13 protein-coding genes are annotated in these 12,353 nt (G+C 62.1%); 3 read left to right on the plus strand and 10 right to left on the minus strand.

What is annotated here, in order from left to right; translation table 11 throughout:
• Positions 1-52 precede the first annotated feature (52 nt).
• The 3 genes from Q8L25_RS25960 to panC are packed head-to-tail and all read left to right on the plus strand — an operon-like array spanning position 53 to position 2,039.
• Positions 53-262, plus strand: coding sequence for a DUF3460 family protein (locus Q8L25_RS25960; protein WP_308922134.1), 210 nt, complete (start codon positions 53-55; stop codon positions 260-262).
• 20 nt (positions 263-282) lie between these two features.
• A complete protein-coding gene (locus Q8L25_RS25965; RefSeq protein WP_308922135.1) occupies positions 283-1,143 on the plus strand; it encodes a ScpA family protein in 861 nt (286 codons plus the stop codon).
• A gap of 56 nt (positions 1,144-1,199) precedes the next feature.
• Positions 1,200-2,039: a pantoate--beta-alanine ligase gene (panC, locus tag Q8L25_RS25970; RefSeq protein ID WP_308922136.1), complete on the plus strand. Its 840-nt coding sequence runs from the start codon at positions 1,200-1,202 to the stop codon at positions 2,037-2,039.
• 340 nt (positions 2,040-2,379) lie between these two features.
• Here panC and cheY read toward each other — a convergent pair whose 3' ends face one another.
• The 10 genes from cheY to motB all read right to left on the minus strand — a co-directional run bounded on the left by cheY (position 2,380) and on the right by motB (position 12,320).
• Complete coding sequence (gene cheY, locus Q8L25_RS25975; protein ID WP_010396677.1) at positions 2,380-2,778, minus strand: chemotaxis response regulator CheY; 399 nt, start codon at positions 2,776-2,778, stop codon at positions 2,380-2,382.
• Positions 2,779-2,935: 157 nt separating this feature from the next.
• Positions 2,936-4,015 carry a chemotaxis response regulator protein-glutamate methylesterase gene (locus Q8L25_RS25980; RefSeq protein ID WP_308922137.1) on the minus strand — a complete coding sequence of 360 codons (1,080 nt, stop codon included), beginning with the start codon at positions 4,013-4,015 and terminating at the stop codon, positions 2,936-2,938.
• A gap of 44 nt (positions 4,016-4,059) precedes the next feature.
• Entirely contained in the window at positions 4,060-4,668 is a 609-nt protein-coding gene (gene cheD / locus Q8L25_RS25985; RefSeq protein ID WP_094444539.1) for a chemoreceptor glutamine deamidase CheD, read from the minus strand.
• A gap of 8 nt (positions 4,669-4,676) precedes the next feature.
• Positions 4,677-5,549, minus strand: coding sequence for a CheR family methyltransferase (locus Q8L25_RS25990; protein WP_308922138.1), 873 nt, complete (start codon positions 5,547-5,549; stop codon positions 4,677-4,679).
• A gap of 84 nt (positions 5,550-5,633) precedes the next feature.
• Positions 5,634-7,364, minus strand: coding sequence for a methyl-accepting chemotaxis protein (locus tag Q8L25_RS25995; protein WP_308922139.1), 1,731 nt, complete (start codon positions 7,362-7,364; stop codon positions 5,634-5,636).
• A 157-nt stretch (positions 7,365-7,521) separates the two neighbouring features.
• The gene (locus Q8L25_RS26000) at positions 7,522-8,028 is read right to left on the minus strand and encodes a chemotaxis protein CheW (RefSeq protein ID WP_065306418.1); all 507 of its coding nucleotides are present in this window, start codon (positions 8,026-8,028) and stop codon (positions 7,522-7,524) included.
• A 27-nt stretch (positions 8,029-8,055) separates the two neighbouring features.
• The gene (cheA, locus tag Q8L25_RS26005) at positions 8,056-10,263 is read right to left on the minus strand and encodes a chemotaxis protein CheA (RefSeq protein ID WP_308922140.1); all 2,208 of its coding nucleotides are present in this window, start codon (positions 10,261-10,263) and stop codon (positions 8,056-8,058) included.
• Positions 10,264-10,306: 43 nt separating this feature from the next.
• On the minus strand, positions 10,307-10,672 hold the full coding sequence (locus tag Q8L25_RS26010; RefSeq protein WP_065306416.1) for a response regulator: 366 nt from the start codon (positions 10,670-10,672) through the stop codon (positions 10,307-10,309).
• Positions 10,673-10,753: 81 nt separating this feature from the next.
• Positions 10,754-11,302: a chemotaxis protein gene (locus Q8L25_RS26015; RefSeq protein ID WP_308922141.1), complete on the minus strand. Its 549-nt coding sequence runs from the start codon at positions 11,300-11,302 to the stop codon at positions 10,754-10,756.
• A gap of 46 nt (positions 11,303-11,348) precedes the next feature.
• A complete protein-coding gene (gene motB, locus Q8L25_RS26020; protein ID WP_308922142.1) occupies positions 11,349-12,320 on the minus strand; it encodes a flagellar motor protein MotB in 972 nt (323 codons plus the stop codon).
• Positions 12,321-12,353 lie beyond the last annotated feature (33 nt).

The raw sequence follows: 12,353 nt of genomic DNA on the forward strand, positions 1-12,353 counted from the left end.
GCTCCCCGGCGCGGTAAAATGTGGCCTGCTGACTTTTTATACAGAAAAGACCATGAAACTGCCTGCAAAACACATGAACTACGTTTCGGACCACACCCTGTTCATCGCCGAACTGAAAGCGAAGAACCCGGGCATTGAAGAAGGCCAGCGCGCCGGCCGCGCCCTGCTGTGGGACAAGCCGCCCGTCAGCCTTGACGAGCAGGACCGCCAGATGGCCTCGGCCGTCAAGCAACAAGCTTACGTGTACCAGAACAAGAACTAATTAGCGCTGGAACCGGCACGATGTTGCCTGAAGAACCGGCGGACGCGCCAGGCACGGCTGTGCCTGACGTGGCCGCGGTCATCGCGCCGCCCGCCCCCGATCCGCTGGCCATCGCCCGCCTGTATGGCGAGCCGATGCTGCGCATGCCGACGGATCTGTATATCCCGCCGGACGCGCTGGAAATCTTCCTCGAAGCCTTCGAAGGCCCGCTCGACTTGCTGCTCTACCTGATCCGCAAGCAGAATTTCAATATCCTCGATATTCCGATGGCGCAGGTCACCCTGCAATACCTGAAATACGTCGACCAGATCCGCGTGCGCAACCTGGAGCTGGCGGCCGAATATTTGCTGATGGCGGCCATGCTGATCGAGATCAAGTCGCGCATGCTGCTGCCCTCGCGCAAGAGCGAGGTCGAGGAAGATGGCGGCGATCCGCGCGCCGAACTGGTGCGCCGCCTGCTCGAATACGAGCAGATCAAGCTGGCCGCGTATGACCTGAACACCATCCCCCAGTTCGAGCGCGACTTCGTGCGCACCCAGATCTTCATCGAGCAAAGCCTGACGCCCACCTGGCCCGAGGTCGAGCCGGTGGACCTGCAGCAAGCCTGGCTCGACGTGCTGAAACGCGCCAAGCTGACCCAGCATCACCGCATCAGCCGCCAGGAATTGTCGGTGCGCGAGCACATGACGGCCATCCTGCGCCGCTTGCAGAGTACGCGTTTCGTCGAATTCGGCGAGCTGTTCGATATCGCCGGCGGCGTGCCGGTGGTGGTGGTCAACTTCGTGGCCCTGCTGGAACTGGCCAAGGAAACCCTGATCGAAATCACGCAAGCCGAACCGTTTGCGCCCATTTACGTCCGGCTGGCCTATTCGCCCGCCTGATATCATCTCCCTTTGTCACTGACCACCGTACAACGGGGCTTTAGCGAAAGCATGCAATGAAAATTATTTCCGACATCGATGAATTGCGCGACCAGCTCAGCGGACAGCTGCGCACGGCCTTCGTGCCCACCATGGGCAATCTGCATGAAGGCCACCTGTCACTGATGCGCCTGGCGCGCAAGCATGGCGACCCGGTGGTGGCCTCGATTTTCGTCAACCGCCTGCAGTTCGGCCCGAACGAAGACTTCGAAAAATATCCGCGCACCATGGCCGCCGATGTCGCCAAGCTGGAAAAGGAAGGCGTCTACGTGCTGTTTGCGCCGACCGAGAAGGAACTGTATCCGGAACCCCAGGAATACCGCGTGCGCCCGCCTGACGGCCTGGGCAATACCCTGGAAGGCGAGTTCCGCCCCGGCTTCTTCGAAGGCGTGTGCACGGTGGTCACCAAACTGTTTTCCTGCGTGCAGCCGCGCGCGGCCGTGTTCGGCAAAAAGGATTACCAGCAACTGATGATCATCCGCAACATGGCGCGCCAGCTGGCCATGCCGACCGAAATCATCGCCGCCGAAACGTATCGGGCCGAGGATGGCCTGGCGCTGTCGTCGCGCAATATGTATTTGTCCGACAGCGAACGCGCCGAAGCGCCGGAACTGTACAAGGGCCTGAATTTCGTGGCCGAGGAAGTCCGCAAGGGCAACCTGTCCGTAACGGAACTGGAACAGGCCGCCATGCGCCTGCTCGACGGCCGCGGCTGGAAGTCCGACTATATCTCGGTGCGCAAGCGCGCCAACCTGCAGGCGCCCGACGCGGCCGAACTGGCGGCAGGCGAGCCGCTGGTGGTGCTGGCGGCGGCCAGGCTGGGGCAGACGCGCCTGATCGATAATCTGGAGATTTAGCAGACATGCCGGTATCGTTCAGTTAGCGTCCCGCGCCACCAGCACACCGGCAAAACGAATTAAAACCTCAGTCGCCCGCACAGGTCCACCGGGCCAAGCGGGCCTGAAAAATGTCGAGGGCAAGGCGCAGCGACGAAGACAGTACGACTAGTACGGCAAGGAGCTGCAACGCAGCCATCGGCATTTTCTCAGGCGCGCGTCTCCGGCCCGCCATTTTGACGTTTTTGCGCCTTTCAATGCGTCGGACAGCGTAATTTAACGGCATCAGTTCAGACCCCGGATGTAAAAAAAGCTGCCAGTTCACACTGGCAGCTTTTTTATTGGATCAACCCCGGCAGTATCAGGCGCCGGCTTTTTCCAGTTTTTCGAAAATCTTGTTCAGCTTTTCATCGAGCGTCGCGGCCGTGAACGGCTTGACGACGTAGCCGCTGGCGCCCGCTTGCGCGGCAGCGATGATGTTTTCCTTTTTCGCTTCAGCCGTCACCATCAGCACCGGCAGCTTGGCCAGGGCCGGATCGGCGCGGATATGCTGCAGCATCGTCAGGCCGTCCATGTTCGGCATGTTCCAGTCCGAGACAACGAAATCATACGATTCCGCGCGCAGCTTGGCCAGGCCCATCACACCGTCTTCCGCCTCGTCGACGTTGGCATAACCCAGTTCCTTCAACAGATTCCGGACAATGCGACGCATCGTCGAAAAATCGTCAACGACTAAAAATTTCATCTTTGGATCAGCCATGAATAACTCCGTTGTTTCTGTAGCGGTTTGTTAATAATATCGACATGAATGCCGACATTATGGTCGACACTACGGCAGCAAGTCACAGGATAGCATTTTCGTTGCTTTTAAGCGAAAAAACTTGCCCTCTATCATAGGAAACCATAGGAAACGTGGCTTACACGCGTAAAGCGCGCATGCCATGCGCCGCCAGGTACCCAAGCACCATGCCAGGCAAAGCCGTCAATGCGCCGACCTCATGCGTGGCACCGACGGCGATCGCTTCGCGCGGCATGCCGAACACCACGCAACTGGCTTCATCCTGTGCGAAATTATACGCTCCCGCGGCCTTCATCTCCAGCATCCCTTGCGCGCCATCCTTGCCCATGCCGGTCAGGATCACGCCGACCGCGTTCTTGCCGGCGAACTGGGCGGCCGAGCGGAACAGCACGTCCACCGACGGGCGGTGGCGGTTGACGGGCTCGCCCTGGTCGATCTTGGTCATGTAGTTGGCGCCGCTGCGCGTCAAGGTCAGGTGCGAGTGGCCGGGAGCGATATACGCGTGGCCAGGCAGCACGCGCTCGCCGCCGGCCGCTTCCTGCACCGATATCTTGCACAGCGAATCGAGGCGGCGCGCGAACGAGCGCGTAAAACCTTCGGGCATGTGCTGGGTGATCAGGATGCCGGGGCAGTCCGACGGCATCTGCATCAGGAATTCGCGGATCGCCTCGGTGCCACCGGTCGAGGCGCCGACGATGATCAGTTTTTCCGACGACAGCAGCGGATTGCGCAGGATGGGCAAGGGCGCCGTGCCGGGCGCGGCCGGTGCGCCGGCCGGTGCGATGGTGCGGGCACGGATGCGCGCCTTGGAGGCGGCGCGGATCTTGTCGGCAATCATTTCGGTGTATTCGCGCATGCCGCTCTGGATCGAAATTTTCGGTTTGGTGACGAAGTCGACGGCGCCCAATTCCAGCGCGCGCATGGTGATTTCCGAACCGCGCTCGGTCAGCGACGACACCATCAATACCGGCATCGGGCGCAGGCGCATCAGCTTTTCCAGGAAGTCCAGGCCATCCATCTTCGGCATCTCGACGTCCAGCGTCAGCACATCCGGGTTGGTCTGCTTGATCAGCTCGCGCGCCACCAGCGGATCGGGCGCCGTGCCCACCACTTCCATATCGGGCTGGCTGTTGACGATTTCCGCCATCACGCTGCGGATCAGCGCCGAGTCATCCACGATCAATACCTTGATCTTCATTTATTCCCCTTCCAGGCCATACGGGCCTTTACTCATGATCTTTGTTAGAACAAATCTACTGATCCGCCCACGGGAGCGACTTTCAGGCGGCTGGCGTAATCGAGTTCGCGGCGGACCAGGGTGTCGTTGTGCGACTGCATCAGTTTCTTGACCAGTACCTTGCCGCTGCGCGGGAAGAAATACACCTTGCGCGGGTGGATGTCGTTCAGGTCTTCGGCCACCACGCGCATTTTTTCCGCCTTCAGGTAATTGATGACGAAGGCCGCATTGCGCTCGCCGACGTTGATCGCCGTAAAACCGCGCAGCACGGCGCCGCCGCCGAACACTTTCGCTTCCATGTTCTCGCGCCTGGCGCCCGCTTTCAGCAGGTCGTTGATCAGTATCTCCATGGCGTAGGTGCCATAACGCATCGAGGCCGAGATCGGGCTGTTGGTGTCGCTGCCGCCGTCGGGCAGCATGAAGTGGTTCATGCCGCCCAGGCCCGTGACGCGGTCGCGGATGCAGGCCGACACGCACGATCCCAGCACGGTGACGATCAGCATGTCCTTGTTGGTGAAGTAGTACTCGCCAGGCAGGATCTTGGCGGCTTCGCAGTTGAACGTCCGGTCGAAATAGACGTTGGTGGCGAATTGTTCTTTGGGTGCGAGGCTCATGGCTAATCTCAGGTACGTTGCGACGATGCTTTGGGTGCGGTGCTGCGCGACAGGTCCAGCTCATACACCGTCTTGCCACGCAGTTTCAAGGACTCCGACACGTACAGGAAATTTTCCGAGTGGCCCGCGAACAGCAGGGCGTCGGGTTTCATCAGCGGCACGAAGCGCGACAGGATCTTGCGCTGGGTCGCCTTGTCGAAATAGATCATCACGTTGCGGCAGAAGATCACGTCGAACTGCCCCGTCAACGGCCAGCCGTCGGCCAGCAGGTTCAGTGGCTTGAAGGTGATCATCTGGCGCAGCTCGGGGCGCACCCGCACCTGGCCTTCGCGGTCGCCCTTGCCGCGCAAGAAGAAGCGGCGCGCGCGGTCGGCCGGCATCTTGTCGAGCCGGTCCAGGTTGTAGACGCCATTGGCGGCCGTGGCCAGCACATTGGTGTCGATGTCGGTGGCGATGATGGTCACCGGCGGCGTGAGCGTATTGAAGGCCTCGCACACCGTCATGGCGATCGAATACGGCTCCTCGCCCGTGGAGGCGGCCGAACACCAGATGGTGATCGGTCCCTTGAGCTTTTTCACGTGTTCCGCCAACAGCGGAAAGTGATGGGCCTCGCGGAAGAACGAGGTCAGGTTGGTCGTCAGCGCGTTGGTGAACGCCTCCCACTCGTCAGCCATGCGGCCCGCTTCCAGGTCGTCCAGGTAGCGCACGAAGGACGAGATGCCGGTCGCGCGCAAGCGGCGCGCCAGGCGGCTGTAGACCATTTCCTGCTTGCTGTCGGCCAGCGCGATGCCGGCCCGCTTGTAGATCATGGCGCGGACCCGCTCGAAATCCTTGCCGGTAAAGTCAAATTCCTTGACTGAATCCGTTTTTGTTTGCGGCATTTGTTGATTACCTCTTCTATGACTGCTTTGTACAATGCCTTGCAAGTAATACCAGCGGGACCGGGAGCCGGGATCAGGCCAGGGTCAGAACTCTTCCCAATCGTCGCCGCTGGCCGCCGCCAGCTTTTTGGCCGGCGGCGGCGTGACCGCTTTGGCCGCCGGCGCCTGCGCCACTACCTTGACCTTGGCCTTGGCCACCTTCAGTGCCGGACGCGGTCCCGGTCCCAGTGCCGCCGTCACGGCGGCGCTGGCCACCAGCGCATCGCCCTCGCTGCCCAGCTTGAAGATGCTGACGGCGTCGGCCAGGCGCTGCGCCTGGTCCTGCATGCTTTCGGCCGCCGCCGCCGCTTCCTCGACCAGCGCCGCGTTCTGCTGCGTCATCTGGTCCATCTGCGCGATGGCCTGGTTGACTTCCTCGATGCCATGGCTTTGCTCCTGCGTCGCCGCCGTGATCTCGCCCATGATGTCGGCCACCTGGCGGATCGAAGTGACGATCAGCCCCATGGTCTGCCCTGCTTCATCGACCAGCCGGCTGCCCGCGTCGACCTTGTCGACCGAGTCGCCGATCAGGCCCTTGATCTCTTTCGCCGCGCCAGCCGAGCGCTGCGCCAGGTTGCGCACTTCCGACGCCACCACCGCAAAACCGCGGCCCTGCTCGCCGGCCCGCGCCGCCTCCACCGCCGCATTCAAGGCCAGGATATTGGTCTGGAACGCGATGCCGTCGATGACGCCGATAATGTCGACGATCTTGCGCGAGCTGTCCTTGATCGAGCCCATGGTGTCGACCACCTGCGCCACCACGCTGCCGCCCTGCTGTGCCACCGACGAGGCCGATACGGCCAGCTGGTTGGCCTGGCGCGCATTGTCGGCATTCTGTTTCACCGTCGAGGTCAGCTCTTCCATCGACGACGCCGTCTCTTCCAGCGAACTGGCCTGCGTTTCCGTGCGCGCCGACAGGTCGGCATTGCCGCTGGCGATCTCGCGCGAGGCGATCGTGATCGTCTGCGTGCCCTGGCGCACGTCGCTCACCGTGCGCACCAGGCTTTCGTTCATGTCCTTCAGGGCCTGCTGCAGGGCGCTGGTTTCGTCCCTGCCTTCGACCACCACGTGCGACGTCAGCTCGCCCGCCGCCACCTTCTGCGCCACCGCCACCGCGCCCGACAGCGGCTGGGTGATCGAGCGCGTGATGAACACCGCGCACCAGGCGCCCAGCGCCACGGCCGCGCCGCCCAGCACCAGCAGCACCAGCGTCAACTGCTTGTCATCGGCCAGCGAACCGGCCATGAAGCGCTGCTGGCTGGCGTGCTGCAACTGCAGCAGCTGGTTGATATCGGCCAGCATCTTGCGGTTCAAGGGGTCGATGCGGGTTGAGATCACCTTGGCGCCGCCTTCGCTGTTAAACGCCAGCACCTGGCCCATCGCTTCCTTGAAGGCGATGTCGACCTCACGGTCCAGCGCCGAAATATTCGCCACCAGCGCCTTTTCGGCATCGGACAGGCCCAGCTTGCCCAGCTTGTCACGCGCGCCATCGTACTGCTTGCGCTGCTCGCGTACCTTGCTTTCTTCCACCTGCATCAGGCCGACGTCGCCCTGCAAGCCGATATTGCGCATGGCGATGCCCATTTCCAGCATCGCGCTTTTCATGGTCGACGCCTGCGTGTTCTTCTCGCTGGCCAGTTCCAGCCCCGACAGCAGCTGGGCCTTGTTCCGGTAATTCAATGCCGTAGCCGCCACCACGACGATCACCAGGATCGCCAGGATGCATCCAAAGCCCAGCCCCAACCGTGTACCTATCTTGAAATTGCGCAAACCCATGACAGTCTCCTCCTATGTTTGATGACGGCGCGCACGATAGTCGTGTCGCGCCGTGCCTTGGCCTGGTCTCTGTGAACCTTGCGGCCTGCCGGCGCGCCTCTGCTCGCGCCGGGTCATGCTTTTGCTGTAGTGATGCAGGTGCTGGTACTGCTTGGCCTTATGCGGCCAGTTTGTCTATGAGGCCCATTTCGCTGCTGGACATCAGCTTGTCGATATCGACCAGGATCAGCATGCGCTCGTCGATGGTGCCCAGGCCGATCATGTAGTCGGTCGAAAACGCCGTGCCCATTTCCGGCGCCGGTTTCACCTGCTCGGGCGTCAGGGTGGTGACGTCGGAGACGCTGTCGACCACCATGCCGACGATGCGGCCGCCGATATTCAGGATGATCACCACCGTGAACTGGTCGTACACGGGCGTGCCCAGCTTGAACTTGATGCGCATGTCGACCACCGGAATGATGATGCCGCGCAGGTTGATCACGCCCTTGATGAATTCAGGCGCGTTGGCGATGCGGGTTACCGCTTCGTAGCCGCGGATTTCCTGGACTTTCAGGATATCGATGCCGTACTCTTCCGAGCCCAAGGTGAAGGCCAGGAATTCACGGCCGGCGATGTCCTTGCCGTCGCTGGTCTTGCTGGCGGATAGTTGTTGAGTATCTGACATGGTGCGTTCCTATCTGTGATAACGGTGTTACGAAAAAATATGGGACTCGTCGGCCAGCTGGCGCGAAGAGCGGATCAGGGCGGCGACGTCGAGAATCAGGGAGACGCCGCCATCGCCCAGGATGGTGGCGCCGGAGATGCCCACCACCTTGCGGTAATTCGATTCGAGGTTTTTCACCACCACCTGCTGCTGGCCGACCAGGTCGTCGACGAACAGCGCGGCCTTGCGCCCTTCCGTCTCGAGGATCACGCAGATGCCTTCGGACGGATTGGTGAAGCGCGGCGCGATGTCGAACATCTGGTACAGGGGGATCAGGGGCAGGTATTCGCCGCGCACCTTGACCACCTGGCCGCGGCCGGCGATCTCCTTGACATCCTCCACGGCCGGCTGCAGCGATTCGATCACGAAGCCCAGCGGCAAAATATATACTTCCTCGCCGACCCGGATCGACATGCCGTCCAGGATTGCCAGGGTCAGCGGCAGCGAGATCGAAATGGTGGTGCCGAAGCCCTTGGCCGAGCGGATGTCGACCACGCCGCCCATGGCGCTGATATTGCGCTTGACCACATCCATGCCCACGCCGCGGCCCGACACGTCGGTGACCGCTTCGGCGGTGGAAAAACCGGGCGCGAAGATCAGCTGCCACACTTCGGCGTCCGTCATCGTGTCCGACACGTCCATGCCCTGCTGCTGCGCCTTGGCCAGGATGCGTTCGCGATTCAGGCCGGCACCATCGTCCGATACTTCGATGATGATGTTGCCGCCCTGGTGGCTGGCCGACAGGAACAATCGGCCCGCCTCGGTCTTGCCGGCGGCCACGCGGGCGGCCGGCATTTCCACGCCGTGGTCGATGCTGTTGCGCACCAGGTGCGTCAGCGGATCGACGATGCGCTCGATCAGGCCCTTGTCCAGTTCCGTTGCCGCGCCATTGGTGATGAAGTCGACCTTCTTGCCCAATTTGCCGGCCAGGTCGCGCACCATGCGCGGAAAGCGCGAGAACACGAAATCCATCGGCATCATGCGGATCGACATCACCGCTTCCTGCAGGTCGCGCGTATTGCGCGTCAGGTGGCTGACGCTGTCGAGCAGTTTTTCATGCAGCATCGGATCGAGCGCGCCGGCGCGCTGTTCGATCATCGCCTGCGTGATCACCAGTTCACCCACCAGGTTGATCAGCTGGTCGACTTTTTCGATCGAGACGCGGATCGACGACGATTCGGCGCCGGCCTTGTCGGCTTCCTTCTTGGCCGGTTTTTTCTCGACTTCGGCATCGGCCGCGACCACCACTACCGGGGCGGCAACCACCGGCGCCACGCTGGCCGCGTTGGCGCGTATCTGTTCGAGCGGCTGGAAAAAACCGTAGCCGCGTTCGGCGTCCGTCTGCACGCCGGCGGCGGCGCGGATTTCATCGAGCGGCTGGAAGAAACCATAGCCCTGCTCGGCCTCGGTCTTCACCGCGCCGGGCGCGCCTGGCAGCGGATCGAAAAAGCCATAGCCCTGCGCCGCTTCCTGGGCCGCGCGCGCCGCTTGCGCGGTGGTCGCTTCGCCCGGCGCCAGCGGCGGCGCCTGGGTGATCACCATGTCGTCCGGGTTCAGCACGAACGAGCAGATGGCCAGGATATCGTCCAGGCTTTCATGGGTCGTCACTTCCAGAGAGCTGCGCGCATCGGGCAGCACGGTGACCGCGACGTCTCCCAGCAGGCCCAGTTCGGCCGCCAGCGCATCGACTTCGCGCTGCTCCATCTTCGGCAATTCAAGACGGAAGCGGTGGCCGCCGGCGTGGCTGACCGCGGCTTTTTCAGCCACGTGGAAGGCCGGCGCCACCGGCGTCAGGGCGGCCACCGGCACGTCCTGCGAGAACGACTGCAGCATCATGCGCACGTTGGCGACCGCGTCCTGGTCCACTTCCGTGCCCAGGCGATGGCCGTCGAGCTGCATCTTGAGGATATCCTTGGCCGCCAAAAAGGCGTCGACGTGCTCGGCCGTCAGGGCCATCTGGCCCTGGCGGATACGGTCGAGCAGGGACTCGAGGATGTGCGTCACCTCGCTCATGTCCGAGAGGCCAAACGTCGACGCGCCGCCCTTGATCGAATGGGCGGTGCGGAAAATCGCATTCAGGTCTTCGGCGTCGGGCGCCGCAATATCGACGGCCAGCAGCAGCCGTTCCTTTTCAGCCAGCAGTTCCTCGGCCTCATCGAAAAAGACCTGGAAAAACTGGCTAATATCGATGGTCATAGGGTGACTCCGTCAATTGCATCGTTGTGCTGCGCGGCTGGCATCAGCCGATCACCTTCTTGACCACTTCGATCAGGCGCTGCGGATCGAAGGGCTTGACCAGCCAGCCATTGGCGCCGGCGGCACGGCCTTTCGATTTCATTTCATCGGACGACTCGGTCGTCAGCATCAGGATGGGCACCTTCTGGTACGCCGGCAGCTCGCGCAGCAGCTTGATCAGCTCCAGGCCATCCATGCGCGGCATGTTCTGGTCCGTCAGCACCAGGTCCACGGTTTGCAGCTTGGCTTTTTCCAGTCCGTCCTGGCCGTCCACGGCCTCCACCACCTGGTAACCGGCGGCTTTCAGGCTGAACGCCACCATCTGGCGCAATGAGCTGGAATCGTCCACTGCAAGTATCGTTTTGGCCATCTTTGCTCCCACTTATACCGGGCGTCGTGCCCGGCTTGTTTATTGAATTGATCCATGCAACCGCAAGCGTTCCGCACTCGGCTAGAACAACTCGATGTCGCCGCTTTCCAGATGCTGTTGGCTGACAGCCTTGCGCAGCACGCTGCGCAATTCCAGGCTTTGTATCGCCAGCGCCATGCTGACGCGCCCAAGCAAGGCCACGATTTCCTCGTTATCGCTTTCCGGCAGCATTTCGGCGCCGTGCGACCCGAGGGTGCCAAGAAACTCGCGCAGCCCCGTGACCCGTTTCAGGGTACGGTCGATCAGCTGGCTGGTCATGTCCTGGAACTGCATGCTGGTGATGGCGGCATTCACGTAACCCCCCACCTCGTCCTGCAGCGCCAGCAGCTTTTCACGCTGCTCGGCGGGCGGCACGCCGCCCTCGAGCAGCAGGGCGATCGTGTCCTGTTGCGCAGACACCGCCGCATGGATGGCCATGAAGTTGAAGGAGAGTTTCTCGATCGCCTCTTCCAGCAAGATGCCGGTCTGCACCAGGTCGGTTTCCACCTCCGTCAGGTGCTTGCGGCCATGGTCCGACACGCCGGACAACAGGCGCTTTACATGCGAGCCAAGTATTTTCTTTCTTGTCATAGAGATCTCATTGTTTTACTACGATGCGCACGCTGGCCATGCATGCCTATTTCTTTGCCGCCGCAGGTGCCGCCGGAGGTGCTGCCGGCGCCGCGCCAGCCGCCAGCCCCGAAGAGATGGCGGCCGCCGCGTCGTTCACCGGCAGTTCGATCGCGGCGCCGTCGCGCAGGACGTTTTCTTCCGTGCGCTTGTTCATGACGATGATGCTGATGCGGCGGTTGATCGGATTGAAGGGGTCGAGCTTGTCCAGGTTCGCGGCCGAGCCCAGGCCCACCACGCGCAGCACTTTTTCTTCCTTCATGCCGCCGATCACCAGCTCGCGCCGCGAGGCGTTGGCGCGGTCGGCCGACAATTCCCAGTTGCTGTAGCCGGCGTCGCTCATGTAGGGCGTCGAATCGGTGTGGCCGGACAGGCCGACCCGGTTCGGCACTTCATTGAGCACGAAGCCGATGGCGTGCAGGATTTCCTTGGTATATGGCTGCAGATTGGCGTTGGCCAGCGCAAACATGGGACGATTCTGTTCGTCGACGATCTGGATCCGCAGGCCTTCGCTGGTGATATCGAGCAGCAATTGATTCTTGTATTTTTTCAGCAGCGGATTGGCGTCGATGGTCGCCTCGATGCGCGCCTTGAGGGCCTGCAGGCGGCGCCCTTCTTCGCGCTCGAGCGCGGCCTTGGCCGAATTGAGGTCGAAGGATTTGCGCTGCTGCTCTTCCTGCGCCTTGCGCACCTGGCCATCCTGGCGCGACAGGTCTTGGCCGCCGCCCTGGATCACGGAATTGCTTTCGCCGCTGCCGGAACCACCCGCCATCGCCACTTTCAAGGGCGTCTTGAAGAATTCGGAAATGCCGTTCAGGTCGCCCTTCGAGGTCGAACCGAGCAGCCACATCAGCAAGAAGAAGGCCATCATCGCCGTCACGAAGTCGGCGTAGGCGATCTTCCATGCGCCGCCGTGATGGCCACCGGCCACCTTCTTGACGCGCTTGACGATAATCGGGCGCATGCCTTCATCGGCCATGGCGTCCCCCTTCCCTGTGCGGCGATAAACTCA

The sequence above is a fragment of the Janthinobacterium sp. J1-1 genome, from assembly GCF_030944405.1.
Classification (GTDB): Bacteria; Pseudomonadota; Gammaproteobacteria; order Burkholderiales; family Burkholderiaceae_D; genus Janthinobacterium.